This window comes from Paenibacillus barengoltzii G22 (assembly GCF_000403375.2).
GTDB lineage: Bacteria > Bacillota > Bacilli > Paenibacillales > Paenibacillaceae > Fontibacillus > Fontibacillus barengoltzii.
Genome location: NZ_KE159655.1, coordinates 210,833 through 230,380 on the forward strand (window position 1 = coordinate 210,833; position 19,548 = coordinate 230,380).

The 19,548-nt window shown below is 51.7% G+C and carries 16 protein-coding genes; 2 read left to right on the top strand and 14 right to left on the bottom strand.

Annotated features, from left to right (window positions below; genetic code table 11):
- From C812_RS18730 to C812_RS18770, 9 genes are all read right to left on the bottom strand, one after another.
- The coding region (locus C812_RS18730; protein ID WP_016314213.1) for a DEAD/DEAH box helicase at positions 1 to 1,215 on the bottom strand (1,215 nt) is incomplete at its 3' end.
- Positions 1,216 to 1,260: 45 nt separating this feature from the next.
- Entirely contained in the window at positions 1,261 to 2,931 is a 1,671-nt protein-coding gene (locus C812_RS18735; protein ID WP_016314214.1) for an ABC1 kinase family protein, read from the bottom strand.
- Between the two features lie 4 nt (positions 2,932 to 2,935).
- Positions 2,936 to 3,244, bottom strand: a complete 309-nt coding sequence (locus C812_RS18740) for a phasin family protein (protein WP_016314215.1) — start codon at positions 3,242 to 3,244, stop codon at positions 2,936 to 2,938.
- Positions 3,245 to 3,299: 55 nt separating this feature from the next.
- Positions 3,300 to 4,157: a uroporphyrinogen-III synthase gene (locus tag C812_RS18745; RefSeq protein WP_016314216.1), complete on the bottom strand. Its 858-nt coding sequence runs from the start codon at positions 4,155 to 4,157 to the stop codon at positions 3,300 to 3,302.
- A gap of 87 nt (positions 4,158 to 4,244) precedes the next feature.
- Positions 4,245 to 5,321 carry a GerAB/ArcD/ProY family transporter gene (locus C812_RS18750; protein WP_016314217.1) on the bottom strand — a complete coding sequence of 359 codons (1,077 nt, stop codon included), beginning with the start codon at positions 5,319 to 5,321 and terminating at the stop codon, positions 4,245 to 4,247.
- 32 nt (positions 5,322 to 5,353) lie between these two features.
- Positions 5,354 to 5,581, bottom strand: a complete 228-nt coding sequence (locus tag C812_RS18755; RefSeq protein ID WP_016314218.1) for a hypothetical protein — start codon at positions 5,579 to 5,581, stop codon at positions 5,354 to 5,356.
- On the bottom strand, positions 5,574 to 6,779 hold the full coding sequence (locus C812_RS18760; RefSeq protein ID WP_167669341.1) for a Ger(x)C family spore germination protein: 1,206 nt from the start codon (positions 6,777 to 6,779) through the stop codon (positions 5,574 to 5,576). The genes C812_RS18755 and C812_RS18760 overlap by 8 nt, the downstream gene beginning before the upstream one ends.
- Before the next feature lie 5 nt (positions 6,780 to 6,784).
- The gene (locus C812_RS18765) at positions 6,785 to 8,308 is read right to left on the bottom strand and encodes a spore germination protein (protein ID WP_016314220.1); all 1,524 of its coding nucleotides are present in this window, start codon (positions 8,306 to 8,308) and stop codon (positions 6,785 to 6,787) included.
- A gap of 125 nt (positions 8,309 to 8,433) precedes the next feature.
- Positions 8,434 to 9,687 (bottom strand): methyl-accepting chemotaxis protein, encoded by a 1,254-nt coding sequence (locus C812_RS18770; RefSeq protein ID WP_016314221.1) that lies wholly within the window; start codon positions 9,685 to 9,687, stop codon positions 8,434 to 8,436.
- Between the two features lie 710 nt (positions 9,688 to 10,397).
- On the opposite strand from C812_RS18770, the gene C812_RS21650 reads away from it, so the two are divergent.
- The gene (locus C812_RS21650; RefSeq protein WP_016314222.1) at positions 10,398 to 11,321 is read left to right on the top strand and encodes a transposase; all 924 of its coding nucleotides are present in this window, start codon (positions 10,398 to 10,400) and stop codon (positions 11,319 to 11,321) included.
- A gap of 526 nt (positions 11,322 to 11,847) precedes the next feature.
- Here C812_RS21650 and C812_RS18780 read toward each other — a convergent pair.
- The 5 genes from C812_RS18780 to C812_RS18800 form a co-directional block, all read right to left on the bottom strand.
- A complete protein-coding gene (locus tag C812_RS18780; protein ID WP_244268364.1) occupies positions 11,848 to 12,663 on the bottom strand; it encodes a response regulator transcription factor in 816 nt (271 codons plus the stop codon).
- On the bottom strand, positions 12,645 to 13,034 hold the full coding sequence (locus C812_RS18785) for a Fur family transcriptional regulator (RefSeq protein ID WP_016314224.1): 390 nt from the start codon (positions 13,032 to 13,034) through the stop codon (positions 12,645 to 12,647). The genes C812_RS18780 and C812_RS18785 overlap by 19 nt, the downstream gene beginning before the upstream one ends.
- Positions 13,035 to 13,496: 462 nt before the next feature.
- Complete coding sequence (locus tag C812_RS18790) at positions 13,497 to 14,609, bottom strand: GerAB/ArcD/ProY family transporter (RefSeq protein WP_016314226.1); 1,113 nt, start codon at positions 14,607 to 14,609, stop codon at positions 13,497 to 13,499.
- Between the two features lie 14 nt (positions 14,610 to 14,623).
- The gene (locus C812_RS18795; protein WP_016314227.1) at positions 14,624 to 15,832 is read right to left on the bottom strand and encodes a Ger(x)C family spore germination protein; all 1,209 of its coding nucleotides are present in this window, start codon (positions 15,830 to 15,832) and stop codon (positions 14,624 to 14,626) included.
- Positions 15,822 to 17,576 (bottom strand): spore germination protein, encoded by a 1,755-nt coding sequence (locus C812_RS18800; protein WP_016314228.1) that lies wholly within the window; start codon positions 17,574 to 17,576, stop codon positions 15,822 to 15,824. Before C812_RS18800 ends, C812_RS18795 begins: the two co-directional genes overlap by 11 nt.
- Before the next feature lie 187 nt (positions 17,577 to 17,763).
- On the opposite strand from C812_RS18800, the gene C812_RS18805 reads away from it, so the two are divergent.
- Positions 17,764 to 19,332 carry an FAD-dependent oxidoreductase gene (locus C812_RS18805; RefSeq protein WP_016314229.1) on the top strand — a complete coding sequence of 523 codons (1,569 nt, stop codon included), beginning with the start codon at positions 17,764 to 17,766 and terminating at the stop codon, positions 19,330 to 19,332.
- The last annotated feature ends 216 nt before the right edge of the window (positions 19,333 to 19,548 follow it).

A 19,548-nucleotide genomic window follows, 5' to 3' on the forward strand; every position in this document is an offset into this window, starting at 1 on the left:
CCCGCCGGCCGCATCGCTGCGGCGGCCCGGGCCGCCCTCGCCCGCGCCGGTGCGGCGGGCGGCGGCTTGTTTCTCGGCGCCCGTGCCAGCGGCGCCGCTCTTCTCGTATCGCTGCCGCTCCAACTTGCGGCCGATGCCCCGCTCGATCAGACGCAGCGCCTCCATATCCTTCGGCGCTGCGAAGGTCACGGCCACGCCCTTCTCCCCGGCGCGGCCGGTCCGCCCGATGCGATGGATGTAGCTGTCCACATCGTGCGGAATGTCGTAATTGAAGACGTGGGTGACCCCTTCCACGTCGATGCCGCGCGCGGCAACGTCTGTCGCGACCAGCAGCTCCAGCTTCGCGCTGCGGAACGCGCGCATGACCTGCTCGCGCTTCGCCTGCGACAGATCGCCGTGCAGCTCGTCCGACTGAAAGCCCGCGGCTTGCAGCGCTTCATTCAACGTGCTCGCCCGGCGCTTCGTGCGGCAAAAGATCACGGCCAGATACGGACGCTGGCTGCGGATCGATTCGATCAGCGCGCTCTGCTTAGTGCGGTCCGTGCATTCCACCAGGATCTGCCGGATGCTGTCCAGCGTCACGCGCGAGGTTTCAGCGATCTGGATGTCGCGCGGCTTGTCCATATACGTTTTCGCCAAGCGCTTCACATTGCCCGGCATCGTTGCCGAGAATAACATCGTTTGACGGCTGCGCGGCACGAGCGACAGAATCTCCTCCACCTCCGCCAGGAAGCCCATATGCAGCATTTGATCCGCTTCATCGAGCACCAAGTAGCGAACGGCTCCCAGCGTCAGCGAGCCCCGCCGCAAATGATCCAGCAGCCGGCCCGGCGTGCCGATGACCAGCTGCGCGCCGTTCTTCAGCTTGCGCAGCTGCCGCTCCACGTCCTGACCGCCGTAAGCAGCCAGGACGGAGAGACCTTCAATGGCCTCCGCAAGCTTGCGAGCCTCCGCCGTAATTTGAATCGCCAGCTCCCGCGTCGGGGTAATGATCAACGCCTGCGCCTCAGGGCGTTCCGGGCGAATCTTTTCCAAAATCGGCAGCAGAAACGCCAGCGTCTTGCCTGTACCGGTCTGCGCCTGCACGATTGCGTCCTCGCCCGATTGCAGCACAGGGATCGCTGCCGCCTGCACCGGCGTTGGGTTCACGATACCTTGTCCCTGCAGCTTGCGGACCAGGAGGGGCGATACATTTAAACTTTCAAAAGTTGTCAACAGGTTTCACCTCATCTTCTTCAGCTTCCCTATTGTAACACATCCTCAAAACCTGCCCGAGCGGAAGATGGAGTAAAGCAGCCACAGGAACATCAGCGTCGCGACCACAAAGCCGATTTCGATTGCCGGAATATTCCAAAGTAAAGTCGGCATCCGCGAAAGGGAAGAGCCGATGATGAGGCCCACCATAATGATGCTGAAAGCCAGCAATACAATGCTAAACGACAAACGGTTGCTGATTTGGTCCAGCTTACGAAGCAGCTGCTCCATCTCCGGAACGTTCATGTCCATCTTCAGCTTGCCGCGAGCTAGCGCGCTCGACAGTTTGCGGACCTGCTGCGGAAGATCCACGATCGAATCCGTCAGCTCGGCAGCTTCGTCAATCAGCTTCTTGCCAATTCGTCGCGCAGCATATTTGTCACGCATCAGCTTGCGTCCAAAAGGCTCCGCTAAATCCAAAATGCGGAGGTCCGGATCGAGTGCCAGCGCCACCCCTTCAACAGTGAGCAGCGCTTTGCCTAGCAGCAAAAGGTCAGCGGGCAACACGACTTGATGCTTCTGGGCCGTTGCAAATAGATCCTGCAATGCTTGACCGATTTGGATTTCCGCAAACGGGATATCGTAGTACCGTTCACGCAGCCGATCCAGATCCATGCGCAGTCCGGTCGTATCCGCATCGTCTCCGATGAGGCCCATGCGCAGGATCGCTCGCACCATCCCCTCCGTACTGCGCCGCATTAAGGCGATCACCAGCGAGGACAGGTGATCTTTCATCTCCTGGCTGAGCCGCCCAATCATACCGAAGTCGATGAAGGCGAGCTCCCCTTTGTTGGTCACCAGCAGGTTGCCAGGATGGGGATCTGCATGGAAAAACCCTCCCTCAAAAATTTGCTTCAGCAGCGCATTCACCAACCGCTCCGCTAACTCCTTACGGTTGTACCCCAGCGCATCAATCGCCAGCAAGCGGTTGAGGTGCTCCCCCTCTATGAATTCCATGGTTAACACGCGGGAGGTCGTGAGCGGCCAATGGACTTCCGGAATATAGATCCCCTCATCCGCCGTGAATTGCCGGCGAATTCGTTCCATGTTCCGGCCTTCGAAGCCGTAATCCAACTCCGCACGAATCGAACGGGCGAACTCCTCAACCATTTGGGGGATTTGATATCGGGATACCCAGGACCAGCGTTTGTTCGCCAGCGTCGTCAGATGCTGCAGGATGTCGAGATCCGTCTCGATGACCGGGGCGATGCCGGGCCGTTGGACTTTGATCGCAACCGGTTCTCCTGTAATTAGGCGGGCCCGGTGCACCTGGCCAATCGAAGCTGCCGCGAGCGGTGTCTCGTCGAAGCTCTGGAACAGTCCCGCCAGCGGCTGGTCCAGCTCCGCCTCCAAAATAGCGCGGGCCTCCGCCGCCGGAAACGGCGCCACCTGGTCCTGGAGCTTGATGAGCTCTTGGATGATCGCCTCCGGCAGCAAATCCGAGCGTGTGCTGGCCAACTGTCCGACCTTCACGAAGGTCGGACCCAGCTCCTCCAGCACGAGCCGAATTCGCTCGGCCAGGGTCCGCGAATTCCGCTCGCTGGTGTGCCGCCGCCGCGAGGGCAAGCGGATCAGCCGAGCCAAACCGATCTCCTCGGCCAAATAGCCAAAGCCATGGCGCCCAAGCGCCATGGCGATTTCACGATAACGGCCGGTATGTCGAACGAAGCTGCTCATTGCTTTAAGGCTGCTGCAGCTCGGCGAGCTGAATTTCCAGCTCCGCTACCCGCCGTGTCAACTCCTCTACCTCTTTTGCCGTGGCCAAGCCCATGTTCTGCAACGCGGACCGAACCTGCTCATTCACCAACTCCTTGAACTTGCTTTGTTCCTCGGAACCGCGTTCAATCAGCTTCTCCACCAGCTGTTTCGATTCGGAAGGGGCCAGCTCTCCGCGTTTCACCAAATCATCGACGATACTTTCGACCTTCTCCTTACTCATGATCGTCAAACCCCAACCCAGCGAAATCGCTTTTTTCAGTAAATCGCTCATTGCCCATCATCCTTTCATTTGAGGTTTGTAGTACCTATACCTATCATTACCCAATTTAAGCGCGTTGTTCATCCCCGCCGCTGGGAGCTGCAAAGAGCGGTTCAGCTTCCCCCGCATAATAGCGGGCTAACTCCACCATCATGCTGCCCATCCGTTCTTCCTTGGGGGCTAACACCCGGGGCACCCCCGCCTCGTACAGTCCGGCTGCCGTCACTTTGCCCACCGCCACCGCGAGTACTGGACCTTTCAGCGCCTCCAGCAAAGCGTCAAGTTGTCCTTGGCGCGCTGCGTGCTCCATCAGAAAGCGCACCTGCGGTCCGCTTGTAAACGTCACTGCATCAATTTCTCCAGCCAAAATATCGCTTAACAACTTCTCTAACTCCGCTTCAGGAGGTGCAATATGCTTGTAGGGCAGCAACTGGCGGCAACTCGCCCCTTGCTCCTCTAACCACGCAACCAATCGGGGCGCTGGGTCGCCGTGCAGCTGCAACAGCACACTCGCTCCGCGCAATTCATGTTGCGCTAACCCGCGAATGAGGCCCTCTGTGCTGCCGTCATCGTCGCGGACGATCGGGGTCAATCCCCGCTTTTTCAGCGCATTCACCGTCTTGTAGCCCCGAGCGGCAATGTTCTCTTCTTGAAGGCGCTCCAGCAATTGATCGGCAACCCCCATCTCCTGAGCCATATCGAACAGCGCATCCAACCCCATGCCCGTCGTAAAAATCGACCAATCCGGCGGATGCTCCACCCAATCGACAATGCCGCTTCGTAACGCCTGATCGTCGAGCAACACGGTTCCCTGTGCCGGACGGTACAGCGGGATGCCTCCCATATTCTCTACCAGCTTGCCTAGTTCCTCTGCCCGACGGGGTCCGGTTAATGCAACTCTTTTCCCTTCCAGTCTCCGTGCCATCGTATACCTCCCAGGTTTATCCTATTAACTACCTTCAGCTTATACGACGGAGAAAGTGAAGTAAATTGCCATTTCGGCGATCGGCCGTTATCCTGCCTTCGGTTCCGGTTTACTTCCCCGTGGTCGCAGCACGGCAAAGAACAGGATCGGAATGACAAGGTAGAAGGTAATGGCGATCAGCGGAAGCACGAAGTTAAAGTGAAACAGCTGCAACGCATTTTTAAAGAACCAGATGGAGCAGGCAAAAGCCAGTGCGCCAGCGGGAGCCGTCATGAGCCGACCCGACAGCTTGGGGACGACAATTTGCAAGGTGTAGCACAACACATAGAGATCGAACGCAATTTTGCTCAAGGCCATGGGGTACCAGAATCCCAGGAGCAGCAAATCGAAGCGGTCGATAAAATCGGTGATCTGAATTTGACGGACCAGCTCATAACCGGGATGAATCAATCTTTCGGCCAAAGGAATCCCCAACACCATCTGTGTTAACAGCAACATCACCGCCATCAAGACGGTGCCTATGGCCAAGCCGACATAGCCTGAGATAGCCTTGTAGTATTTACCCGAAATCACGAGCGGAAGCACCAAAATTTCCGCCTGATAGGGGAAGACAAACCAGGCGCCCTCTGTAATCCCAGTCCAATCCATTGAAAAATAAGGTACCAGGTATGTCGGGTGCAGGTCCCGCAGTAATACCAAAACCACAAAAAACATGGAGGCGATAAAAATCGGTGCGTAAATTTCGCTGAGTCCCAGAAAAGCCCGAATGCCCCCCTGACAGATGTAAACCGCCGTTGCGGTAACCATCAACCCGAGTATCGGGACCGGTGTCCGATTAAGCAACACCGTATTGGTAAAATCCGAGATAATTCGGATGTCTCTTGCACAAATAAACAGGAGAAACAAGAGGTAGATGACCAGCAGGACTCTTCCAAAAATCGGAAACCTCCCAGCCAACGCCTGCAGCAAATTGCGGTCTGAGAATCGCTTCAGCGTCGTGGCGACCAACCACAACGACAGAAGGCAAATCAGCCCGCTGATGATATAACTGATAACAGCGTGCTGGCGAGCCGCTTGAGTCGCTAACGTGTACGTGTGCAGATACGAAATCGATCCGATGTACAGGACACCAAGCAGAGTGATTTGCCGTTTGGTTATTTTCATGACAGAAACACTCCTCCGTATTCGGTAGGGTATCAATGATGATGATCAAAGGGGAGCAACGGCTGTAACACCCGTCCCAGCCACTCTGTGGGATAGAACACTTGAGGGGACCAGGTCACATAGATCAAAATTCCGAAGGAAACGACCATCACTGAACCAAACGCCCATCGGCTCAGTACTCCTCCTTCCCGAAGTGACCCCCAGTCCCTCCAGCAGCTGAAAACAATCAACAGCAGCAATCCTATGTAGGAACTAATCATTCTTAAGCAGCCCCTCCTTAATCCCTAACGAGTCGATTAATTCGCCGCTATTCTCCAGATGAACCTTTGTACGGACGCGAACCTCGACCTCCGGCAGCAGATCACGCCAGCGATACTTAATTTTGTTCCATTCTTCAGGGTACTTTCTGATCAGAGCGGTGCTAAATCCATAAATATCCGCTCGGTGCTTTTGGAACGTTTCTTGAATCACAGCCTGGATCTCCTTATCCAGTAACGCATTGGCATGCTTCTCCAGCGAGATCATCATCGTATGTTCGAAACTTTGCCGGGTCGTATTTTCCAAGATTAATCCGGTCGCCTCGATCTCCAAGTCGAAGGAGATGCGCTCATCCTTCAGATGAGGCTGAACTTTCCTATGGATTTGGTTTAATACGATCGTCGCCGACTCTTGTGGTTGATGTTCGCCTAGCACTACCGTGATTTTAGGATTCAAAGCTTGCCCCATCGCGATCAGCGCCATGGGCGTTTGCTTATCGGTCAAATAACCTGAGAGCTTGTCACCATGAAAAACACCTAATCCATCCAATTTAACTAAGCTTTGCCCATTCGCGACCTTTTCGGGAACACTGAGTGTTGTCACCATGACTGGAAGTGCAATATCACTTCCTTCGGTTAGCAGGGCATTGGCCAGGCTTTGGATGGAGATCGGCTCTTGCATCGACGACTTGGCCAACTCGCGAATCATTTCCGAAGGGGATTGCTCAATCGGGGCATCAATATCCAACAATTTATACCCTGGCCCTCGGCTAAGTACAATGTAAGTCGTTAGCCGATTTTGCGGAAACCGAGCCCAGATGTCAATTGACTCGGATATCCCCGATTTGGCGAACTCTTCCCCAAGAATCGTAACCCTCCGGTGTGAGAAGTTGATCACCCGCGACAAACTGTCTTGTACCTTTTTGTTGGCCTGATATGCCGTAGGCGCTGTTTGGGAAACCAGCAGGTAAGTTTTGTTCCCGGACGTACCGCCGCCGCCCCCTTGGCTGCCTGCGCCCCCAAGCGAGCTTGGCAAAGCGATTTGTGTAGTTGACCGAATTTGTCCCTGATCCATATCCGTCGCAGATGCCAAAACAAAGGCGACATCATTCACTTCAATGCGATCCCAGCAGCCCGTCAGCAGGCAGGGAAGCAAGACGAACACGCTAATCGTTCGAACTAGGGCTAGACTTGCTTTCACGAACGTCACCATCCTTCATTGGAATCACTCCCCAATGGACGGGATTTTCCGATTCGACGAACGTTCCCTCGGGTTGCGTCCGAAGGCCGGTTCTTCATCTTCCAGATCGGCACCCTGCTGAAAATATCCTTCATATCTCTTGGTTCATATGGGGCTACCCCCTTCATGTAAGGCACGCCAAACGATTTTAACTGCGTCAGGTGAACGACGATCCAAATGGCGCCGATGACGATGCCAAATAATCCGAAGGCGCTGGCCAGCAGCATAATCGGAAAACGCAGCATCCGAACCGTCACCGCAAGACTAAAACGTGGAATCGTAAAAGAGGCGATCCCGGTCAGTGAAACGACGATAACCATCGGCGCGGACACGATACCGGCCTGGACGGCGGCTTGCCCAATGACCAGCGCCCCCAAGATGCTGACCGCTTGCCCAACCGTTTTGGGCAGGCGAATGCCGGCCTCCCGCAGCGCTTCAAAAGAAATTTCCATAATAAACGCCTCCACCAAAGCGGGGAATGGAATGGCTTCCCGGGAGGCAGCGATACTTAAGATTAAAGTCGAAGGCAGCATATCCTGATGGAATGTCGTGACCGCGATGTACAAGCTGGGCAGAAACAGGGCCAGAAACAAGAAAAAAATCCGAATCCAGCGAATCATATTGCTGATGAAAAAGCGTTCGTAATAATCCTCGCTGGCCTGCAGAAGCTGCCACAACGTCACAGGAGCGATCAGCACAAACGGCGTGCCGTCTACAAAGATAGCGATCCTTCCTTCCAACAGCTGCGCTGCAACGGAGTCTGGCCGTTCAGAATATTGCATCTGCGGAAACGGGGACGAAGGATTATCCTCAATCCATTCCTCGATGTATCCGGATTCCAAAATCCCATCGATATCGATGCTTTCGAGGCGGTCTTTTACGTCGGCAATCAGCGAATCTTCGGCCACGCCCTCGAGATAGGCAATCGCGACGTCCGTCTTGGTCATCGTACCGATCACCATGTCGATTAACTTCAGCTTCTCCGATTTGATTTTAAATCGGATCAAGGCGGTGTTGATCCGGAGCGACTCCGTGAAGCCTTCACGCGGACCGCGGATCACCGCTTCGGTCTGCGGCTCCTGAACGCTCCGCCGCGAGCCGCCCTTGACGCTGAACAGCAACACCTCGTTCATACCCTCAACGAAAATAGCCACGTTTGCTGTTAATACTCCATTTATCACCGTCGGCCAGTCGGTAGCAGCCTCTGCTTGGCTTAATGATATTCTCGTAAGCGATAATGGATAGATGTCCCCGTTCGCTTGCGGGTGCTTGGCTAGTCCCTCGATCAATGGACGAAGGATATGCTGCTGAACGTCCTCAACTTTAGCGATCCCTTCAATGTATACCAACAAACCGCGGATATCTTCGGTAAGTTGAAGCTCGCGGTAGATGACGTCGGAACAGTCCTGGAATACGTTTTTCACTTGCTTGATATTTTCCGTTAAATCTCGGCTGATTAGATTCTCTTGTTTTCGTTCCTTGGTCTTCATGGGAACAACTCCTTGCTGGTCCGCCGATTCATGGTGATATGATGTAGAATGTACCATTTTGGAAAATGTATGTAGACAAAAAAAAGCCCTCCGGCCCAATACCGGAGAGCAATGCAGTTGATGAATCAGATTTTACGATCCATCTGGAACTTGTCCACTTTGGCTTTTAATTGTTCAGCGATTTGAGCCAGCTGGGCAGCAGAAGAGGTGATTTTCTCAACGGAAGCAAGCTGCTCCTCCGCAGCGGCGGAAATCGTTTGGGTTTTGCTGGCGAGTTCCTGGGATATCTGACGATCCCCTTGAATGGCATCTTTGGCAAATGCCGTACCGGAAGCCACCTCTTTAACACTTGTAACGAGGCCTTCCATCTTGTCTGCAGCACTGCGAACCGCTTTGCGAATCCGCGAGAACGAGCGGCCCGAGGTATCAACCGCGAGAATTCCTTCATGAACGCCCTGCTTGGCCTCCTCCATGGAGACGACCGCGCGTTCGACTTCCGCCTGCACGCTGCTGATCAGCTCCGCGATTTGCTTGGCCGATTGCTCGGAACCTTCCGCCAGCTTGCGCACCTCTGAAGCCACCACGGCGAACCCGCGGCCTTCCTCACCAGCCCGCGCCGCTTCGATTGAAGCGTTTAGCGCCAGCAGGTTCGTCTGCTGGGCAATACCTGTAATCACTTCGATAATCCCGCCGATATTGGCCGTATGCTCGCCTAACGTTTGGATGACCTCACCCAATTCATCGACGGTTTGCTGAATTCGTTCCATCTTCTCCACAACGCTCAGCACGGAAGTATTCCCTTCCTCTGCTGCGGCAGTCGTCTTCTCCATCGTCTCCGTAAGGTTAACGATTTGCTCCGACATTTGGCTCGCCTGACGAGACATCTCACCCATGTTTTGGGCACCGGCTTCCAGTTCAGACAACTGCCGTTCGCTGCCGGCTGCAATCTCCTGAAGGGCACCATTAACTTGTCCGATCGTGTCCGCCGTTTGCTTCGCACCGGTAGACAGTCGTTCGGACGTAGTCACGACTTGGTTCGTTATATCGCGTATGCCGGTGATGATCCCCCGAAGATGGTCGACCATCCGTTGATATTGGTTCGCCATAGCGCCAATCTCATCCGTCCGGTTTAAATAGTCCAAGCGCCGGGTCAAATCCCCTTCACTTATCCGCTTGGCTGTTTCCGTCAAGCGTTCCAGCGGGACAGCAATCATGCGAATGAGTACGATGGCTGCTACAATCGCAAGCACAATAGAGATGCCCGTAATGAGATACCAGGTTGATCCGACCCCGCCGTTGATAACCAGCGCTAGAATGCAAGGAACCACTGCCAACAGAATCGGTATCAATAATAGTGCTAACCTAACGCGTTTTTGCATTCATGACCTTCCTTTTCTTACATAATAAATAAGCTATTATACTAGATTATACTCGTTGAACCATGTCTTGAATATAGATGCAAAAAAAGCAAATATATTCTGACAGCTTCTGCCCGTTGCAGACAGCGTTTTGCCAACTGCCTACTTCCCCTCGCAATACCTCAATCCCCCATGATCCCTGTTAACTCTCCGCCCCGTATGGTCTTTCGCGCACTTCTTTTTATGATTATCCCTTTCGTTCAGAAATAGAGAGATCGAGTTTTTCAACGTCTCTTTCAACGTCTTTTTCCACATCTCTGTTCGAATCTATTTCCGCACCTCATTTACACGATTATCCCCTTTACTCAGAACTGTGGAGATTTGGATAGGGATTTCTGGGATTTGTGGGATTTGTGGGATTTGTGGATCTTCTGGAGCTTCTGGATCTTCTAGATCTCTAAATTTTCTAGAACTTCTAAATTTCTAAACCTCCTGATTCTTTTAGTTTTTTAGTTTTTCTGCTTCTTTTGCCACCTCTTTGCACCATTATCCCTTTTGTTCAGTATAGAGGAACTCAATAGACGGCATTGTAGGTTACTGGAATCTGATCATTTCTATTATTTATGGAATTTTTTTCTTGCTTTAAGAACATGTGTTTGGTATAATGAAGAAAAATCAGAACGTATGTACGCATTCTTTGGGTTTAGGAAAATGAATTGGAGGGATCGGACATGGAGTTTGGTATGAATACGGAGTTGTTTCAAACTGTCAGCAGCCGCTTTCAAAGCGAGGCAGATTGCATAGAGGCCATCATCGCGATGAAGTGGCCACATGGCTTCGTTTGCCCGCGTTGTGCTTATACCGAGTACACTCGTCTATCCTCTCGTCGTCTACCTTTGTTTGAATGTGGAAAATGCGGCTATCAAGCTTCTCCTTTGGTCGGTACGATTTTTGAAAGAACCCATCTGCCCCTGGTAAAGTGGTTTCGTGCCCTCGAATTGTTCCTGCTTCCCGATGGCATCTCAGCGCTGCGGTTGAGCCAGGTCATTGAAGTGACCTACAAGACCGCCTGGCTCATGCTGCACAAAATCCGTCATACCCTCGGCGAATGCGATGCCCGGGAACTGCTCTCTGGAGACGTGAAGGTCAACTGCGATCAATATGCGTATGATTCGTTACGCTATCATCCAGCTGCTCAGCCTTATGCCACCCCGGTTGTCGCCGGATGCACGGTTACGGAGTTTGGCGAGCCGGAGCGAGTGAAGATCCAATTGATATCGGACACAAGAGGAGACGGACAACGAGCGAACAAGCACGATGTCGCCGCGTTCATCCATAAGCATGTCGATGTCCCTACCTCCACCGTTCAGTCATACCCTTTGGCTTTTCGGCTGTATTTGCCTTTGCGCAAAGAAGTCAGAGCGGCGTGGACTTCGCTGAAGCGCACGTATGTTGCCTTGGGGCTAACCCATTTGCAAGCCTATTTGAATGAGTACACCGTCCGCCGTGACCTACGCATGTCCTTTTCCGAGGAAGAAATGCGCCAAAACTTGCTGCAGATGTGCGTATCCATTCCAGCGATCCCTTACCGCCAGTTAATCAAACGCCATCAGAACGCACATCATCAGAAGCCATACTTTGCAGCAGCGGCCTAAAATTAATTTGCTATCGAGATACGAGTGAGGATAATGAAGTGGCAATGAGACACTAGTGAGATGCCGGCTCAGGTGCTAGTGTGGTGCTGTAATGCTCGTGGACGGTTATACGATTGTGATCGAAGGGGCTAATGGGATACTTAATAGAAATTAATTTGAAGTTTATTAGACATTACTAGTGTTTGCTAGTACTTACTAGTACTTACTAGTGCTTGTTCGATGCTTATTCGATGCTTATTCGATGCTTGTTCTTCTATACTGATACCTAAATACTTATACTTGTTCTATATGATACATATTCAATACTCATTAGATACGAGTGGGTTGCTAATGGTATTTATAGAAGTCCTGACATGTTTATTGCCCTCTCTTCTCTTTCTTCCACACCACTAGCTGACTCAACGGGATAATCATCAAAGGAGGGGCGGGAAGATAGTCCGCTCCCCTATTTCCTTTCAACTAGAACACTGGGGACTAAAAAAACCGTTTGTCCGACGACAAACGGTTTTTTATAAATTGAGTGTGATTAATCCGCTAGACGATAACCAACGCCGCGGACGGTGGTGATGTAGGTCGGACGCGAGGCGTTGTCGCCGAGCTTCTTGCGTAGACTCTTGATATGCACGTCAACGACGTTGCTGCCGCCAAGAAATGTTGTTCCCCATACTTCGGACAGCAACTCTTCGCGGGACAGCACGGTACCTTCATGTTCCAGGAGCTTGATTAACAGCTCGAACTCCGTCTTAGTCAACTCAATTTTGATGCCGCCCCGGTACACTGTCATTTTCTTGCGATCGATCCACAAATCCTTGAAGATCGCCGGTGACGTGCCAGTAAGCAGCCGAGATGACAACGGACGAGGGCCGCTATTGCGAATAATTCGCTGGGCATGGTACACGATTTCGACCGGGCGGGCTGGCCAAACCAGAAGCTCTTGGTTTCTTAAGGCCGGATCGAGGTATTCGAGCATTGATTCTCTCACGAGCAACAAGGATGGGGTGCCCCCGGTTTCCTGTCCGACCAATGAACGGATTACCGCCGCGTCTTTATCCTCCTGATAGGAGGTCAGATCAAAGATCAGCAGATCTGCCGCCAAAGCGTTACGAATGCCCTGCTCCAAATGATGAAATACAAGGACATCAAAGCAGCTCTCCGACAACTCACGTACCAGTTCATGAACATCGCTCGGAAATGGGCTAATTAGAATGACCCGCTGTGTAACCGGGCACGCTACTTTGCCTAATTCCAAACCCTCCGGCTCGGCCACTTCAACACTGGATGGGCTGCGAAAGGGGACGGTATGACCTGAAATTCCGTTTTGCATCACTTCTTCTGCTGACACTGTGGACACACCCCCCCAAATACGACATGTGCATGATGGACATCATATCCTGTTTCCTTAGCCACCGTACGGTACCATTCCTCCGGCACATTCGACATCACTTCATCCACGCGCCCGCAAACCTCGCACAAGATATGCTGATGATCGTCCAGCTTCGCATCATACCGGCTGGCTGCTTCGCCTAGTTTCAGTTCGCGAATCAATTCCTTCTCGGTTAAATACCGAAGTGAGTTATACACCGTACCATATGCAAAATTATACCCTTGCTCAACCAGACGGTTCATGACTTCCGCTGCTGTCGGATGGTCCTTGGCATTACGAACCACATCATATACCGCTTGGCGTTGGGTCGTTAAGTTTAAGGCTTTCATTTATCATCAATCCCTGCAGTTATTTTTAGAATTAGTATAAGTCTTGTTTTATGAAACGTCAATTCCTTTCCCCACTTCCTGTATGTTCCAACACGCTTTTACCCAATACTAAAGGATAGGTTACACTCATCATTTTACCGGGAGGAGCTGCATCTTATGCTGATACGAAAATATCTGACTGTCGTTGTCGTTGCGGCTTTTTCAATGGGTTATATCATATGTACGGATATCCTTGTTGGACTGCCATGGAATAACTTTTTAATTAACTGGGGCTACACCCTACCCGATCCTGCTGAACGGATTTGTGCTTATATACTGGTTCTGTTCCTGATTGTTCCGGACATCCTTCATTTCGTAGCCAGCAAACGAAAAGGAAACGAGCAAAACGCTGGCCATGTGCTTAGCTCGCAGCAAAACGAAGAGTCTTCGTCCACCTCAGCGGACAAAGACTCTTCGAAAACATCAGGAGATTCGGGTTCCGGATTTGCGACGGGTACGGAATCGGTAAATCAAGGCGGCTATAACCAGTCCGGCGGGCAAAATAACATAAAATAATGGGTCCATGATATAGAGGACATCGCCACCTTTCTTGACATGTTCACTATACGTTCGAGAGATCGTTATCGAAGTAAACAACACGATCAGGGCCAATGGATAAAGGATCTTCCGATAAGGAATCTTGAACAGATCGGAAGCTCCGATCACTGCAGCATAGAAATAGATCGCGATTTTGAAAAAATCGCCGATAATCAGCACCATGACCACTAAAATATCCAGTCGTTGAATAAAGTCAGCAATGGAGGCTTTACCAACCATCGTTAGGAGCGGAAAGATGGATCTCTCGGCAATGTCCACGCCAAGGATAGAGATCGTAATCACTGCCGTTCCCGACAAAATCATCCCCGATAGCAACACAGACATCAATCCTGCCCGAACTCCCGCTTTTTTATTATTCAAATACGGCATCACCATAGTGATGCAAATAATCTCCGCAAACGGGAATTGGTAGTTTTGTCGATAAACGGATTTGAGTACGGGTTTAAACCCATCGCTAAGCACTGGGAGAATCCGAGTGAAATCGATGATTCCCGAGAACAACAGCATAAACAAGATGACGATCCCTATCACAAACACAATCCAAAGCAAAATAAACGCCGTGCGAGCTAACACCTCAATGCCCTTGTGCAGCACATAAACGACTGCCAGCATCATCACTGTATTAATGATGAACAGCGGAGTCTCTTTCAACGTAGAGACAAAAACCAAGAGCCCGCCATCCAACAAATCGCGGCTAGATTTGTTCATGTAAAACAAGATATAGGCCAGGCCGATGATCCCGCCCAAGTATTTTCCGAGCAGCAAACGCATGTATTGGGTAGGCAGCTTATCCGGAAATGTGATGTAGAGATACGCATACCCCATATAGAGCAGACACCCGATCAACATGCCGCATAACACGGCAATCCAGGCATCCTCGCGGGCTTCCATGCCCAAATTCACAACCAGGGCCGTCCCGAGTTGAAACAAAACAAGCAGAGCGAAAAGTTGTAGAGGACTTAGCTTCGTATTTTCCAAAGCAATCCTGCCTCCTATTCTTTCTTCAAATTATATTTGAAGGAACGATCTCTCATCTGGGAATTGCGAATGATCGAATCAACCTGATATTCGACAGCGACCTTTGGAAAGATTTCGGACCATTGACCCTTCAATTGCTTCCATACTTTTGGGTGCTGGAGTTCGAGCGTCCGTCCGAAACATATAATGTCACTGTTCAGAGACTGAGCTTTTTGAACGGCAGCCTTGATGTTATTCACGATTTCTTCGTTTACATCCTTCTCAATCTCATTCAAAGCTGCCGGGTCGCGCAAATCGACGATGCCATCCATCTCCCGAACCGAGAGCTGGCTCATCACCTTCACAATAAAGGCAGGTTCCTCCCGGTCCTTCAGGACCGCCTGAATCGAAGTTTTACCTCTGCGGACATCCAGCGTAATCACGCCCTGATCACCCGGCGTGATCACAATCGAAGTGTTCTGAAGCAAATTTCTGAGCCAGACAAACCCCTTGCTTTCCTGCTCATTAAGCCATCCCTTCATCTGATCCCCTTTAAACACTGCCAAATTGGACATGACCAGAAGACCAAGGTTATCTGTTGCTTCTAGGTTGCTTTTTTTCCGTACTTCTTCGACACTTCCTTCGATATCTACGCCGTTAATGACCGGCCCTGAGTTGGGCACGAGAACATCACGTATCAAATCGTCCACCTCAACAGGATAATTGGCACCGAACTCTCGGGAGGATACTTCTGCTTTTTGAGCAAGCGTATACGCCGTGATTTTCCCCATGGGGGACAGCCCGGCAATCACGTCGAGTGCTCGGATTCCTTTTTTCGCCACAAAAACTTTAGAAGTGAGGCGAATATCTGAATCCCGGTCAAGAAAATCAAGGATATCCGATATTCCCTCGCGTGCCAGTTCCTCCGAGATCACCACAATGCGAACATGTGCGGTCGACATCAGCCGCGGTACCTGAATGGAAGCCTTGCGAATCGCCTCTATAATGGATCGTCCTTCGGCGGAATAAACTGTCGTTGGAGTACCACCTCTGCCGATTTTTCCGGAAATCTCATCGGCAATAATCACTTGAAAAGACACCTCATAATTGTTATTTCCGGGGCCGCGATCGATGCCAATCCCGGATACCACCGCACGTTGGTTTAACTCTTCCGCATCCCAGCACCCGGACAGGGGCAACATGACACACAGGATAACAAGCAACCCTATCCCTCTAATTCTCATATTGGTCCTCCTGCTTCCTTGATTCCGTTTTGTGTCCATTATGCTGTGAGTTCCCTTCATCTTGCTGCGCACGGCCTCCATCTTGCTGCGGATGGTTTTCATCCTTCTCTTTCTGTGAATGACTTCTATTTAGTGGTGAGTCGCCTTGACTCTCCTGTCCAGTATTCGACGACCCGCTGGAGTCGCCTGAAGACATCGGTTTGATTTCCCCGGTCTTCTTCACATCTTGCTGGCTTGAAGACATTAACGGTTTCCAGCCGTGCATCCAGATCGGCAGCCGCAGGATGGCATCCTTCTGAGCCTGTGGCACAAACGGGCTGAACGGCGACAAATAAGGTACACCAAACGACCGGATGCTGTTCATATGGGCGATTAGCATAATCAACCCCAATGTGATTCCGTAAAACCCAAATAAGCCGGCCAGCACGAGAAAATAAAACCGAAACAGCCGACCCGCAATGGACAAGTTATAGGAGGGCAAGGCGAAGCTTGCGATCCCTGTCAGTGCGACGACAATAACCATGATCGGCGTGATGATCCCTGCCTCTACAACAGCCTGCCCGAGGATCAGTGCACCTACGATCGACACCGTTTGCCCGATCGCCCGCGGCATCCGTACCCCTGCCTCACGTAAGATCTCAAATACAACCTCCATGAAGATCGCCTCTACGAAAGCAGGAAACGGCACTCCCTCGCGCTGAGCCATTAAGCTGACCAGCAGCAGCGTAGGGATCATCTCATAATGGAAGGTTGTTAAGGCAATATAAACCGCCGGACCCAGCAGCAAAATCACGAAGCAGATATAGCGAATGACACGCATCAGGATGCTGATGTCAAAACGCTGTGCGTAATCCTCCGGCGATTGCATGAACTGGGCAAACACGGTAGGCAGGATCAGGGTATACGGCGTACCATCGACGATAATAACCACTCGTCCTTCAAGCAAATTGCCTGCGGCAACATCCGGACGTTCCGTATTAAAAACCGTCGGAAATGGGGTAATGGTCTTATCCTGAATAAACTCCTCGATATATGCGGATTCCAGGATACCATCGATTTGAATCTGTTGGAGCCGCCGGCGAACTTCAGCGACTAAATTGGGGTCGGCACTGTTTTTCATATACATCATGGCTACGTGGGTATGGGTAACGGAACCGATTTTCATCGACTCCAGCCAAAGATCTGGTGATTTAATGCGCCGCCGGATCAAGGAGATGTTAGTCGCAATCGATTCCACGAAGCTGTCTTTCGGCCCGCGCACAACTAATTGCGAGGTTGGCTCGTTCACCGCTCTCCATTCCCCACCGGCCGTGCCGGAAATGATCGCCTGGTCACTGCCATCTACCAGCAGCACAGTGTCCCCCGATAATGCAGCTAGCATGATATCGTTCCATTCTTGCACGACCTTGGTCTCGCCTAAGGACAAAGCATCTTCGAGGATATATTGGATCAGTCGGTCGGGAGGATAAACGTTAACCTTCTCAGGATCCATCTCCATTAAAGGCTTGATCACGAAATTATTAATCGCTTGTTGGTCGCTGAGGGCATTCAAATATACGATGGCCGCCTTCACCGGTGCCGGAACAGGGCCGCCAAGCTTAAGCTGACGGATGACAATATCCGGGCTGTTTCCGGATTCCTCCATAATGCGGTCCAGCATTTGCTGCAAATCCCCAGTAATTCGTAGTTGTCTGTTGCTTTTGGTCTGCTGGCCGGAGCGGCCGCGGGATAAATGGCGCAGCATGATCAGCAACTCCTATTCTGTCTGCATCTCTCCTCTCCATTATTTGCTTTTCATTCCTTTTTCATGCGACATCGATCGACAGGAACTTCGGAGAATCCCCGGCGGTTTTTCTGCATCCAAGCGGGAAATAATGTATCCGAAACGGCTCCCAATTTACAGGAAAATCAGAAGACAGGAGGAAGCCTCAATGGAGGATATCCCATTTATGTCCGGCGGACTTCCGCGATTCCCCGAATCGCTGTGGCGCAAAACAACGCCGCTGCCGGACTTTAACAAGCTAACCGAAGACATCGAAACCGACGTTGCCGTGGTTGGCGCCGGGATCACCGGAATCACCACCGCCTATTTGTTGGTGCAAGCCGGTGTAAAGGTCGCGATTCTGGAAGCCGGCAAGATACTGGATGGCACCACCGGGTACACTACTGCAAAGATCACGGCACAGCACGGCCTGATTTATGACAAGCTGATCGAACATTTTGGGGAGGAGGGCGCACGGCTGTATTTTGAGGCAAATGAAGAGGCGCTGCGTTGGATCGGCGAGACCGTCAAGGAGCGGAAGATCGAGTGTCAACTTCGTCAAGAGGATGCTTATCTGTATGCGGATTCGGACGAGCAGCTCCACCAGCTGGAAGCGGAGTGGCGGGCTTATGAACGCTTAGGTCTGCCGGGAGAATGGCGGGATACGATAGAATTGCCGCTGCAAGCCAGAGGGGCCGTCGTGATGAAAAATCAGGCCCAGTTCCATCCGCTTCAATACTTGAAGGAATTGCTGGCGTACGTCACTTCCCATGGAGGCGTAGTATATGAGAATACAACGCTAGAAGACGTTGCTGAACCGCAGCCAGATGGTCGGCTTCGCCTGACCACGGAAAACGGCCGTCACATCGTTTGCCGCCACGCGGTATCAGCCTCTCATTATCCGTTTTTTGACGGAAAAGGATGGTACTTCACCCGGCTGCATGCCGAACGCTCCTATGTTGTGGCCATTGAACCGGAGAAAGCCTATCCTGGCGGCATGTACATTAATTGCGGCTCCCCTACGCGCTCGCTCCGGTCCGCAGAGCTAAACGGTAAGCCGGTGGTTCTCGTCGGCGGTGAGTCACATAAGACGGGTAAAAACGACTGTACGATTCAGTCCTACGAAGCCCTGGAGAAATTCGGGCAGCAAACGCTCGGAATCAAATCGATCCCTTTCCGCTGGTCGGCGCAGGATCTAGTAACTCTCGATGGCGTCCCTTATATCGGGCGGATCACATCGAATCATCCGAACATATACGTCGCTACCGGCTTCTATAAATGGGGAATGACCACCAGCACGCTGTCTGCGATGCTGATCCGCGACCTTATTCTGGAGAAAGAGAACCGTTATGCCGAGTTGTTTACGCCATCCCGGTTCAAGGCCGATCCTTCAATTAAGCATTTCATCACCCAAAATGCGGACGTAGCTAAAGAGTTCGTCACAGGTAAAATCGAACTCGTCCACCTGAAGCCAGAAGATCTCGTTCCGGGGCAAGGCGGCGTCGTGAAGCACCATGGCAAACGTGCCGGAGCCTACCGCGACCAGGACGGCTTGCTCTATCTGGTGGATACGACCTGCACCCATATGGGCTGCGAGGTTAAATGGAACGAGGCGGAACGTTCCTGGGACTGCCCTTGCCACGGTTCCAGATTCGATTACAAAGGCGAAGTGATCGAAGGGCCGGCAACCGAGGCGCTCCCTCGGCTGCACCGCCAACCCGAACAAGCCAAGAGCTGACTGCTTCTGACACTCTGCAATCTGACTTTTGAGAAATCGCACAAATCAAAGCGCATCTGTTCGTCCTATTCCCTTGAAAACCAAGGGAAAAAGGAACAGATGCCTTTTTTCATTCACTACCTTGCTTTAATCAGTACTGTGTGATATTATACTTTTCGTTAATACTAATCAATGTTCAGTACTAATGAAATTTCAACACATAACGTAATCCAATTC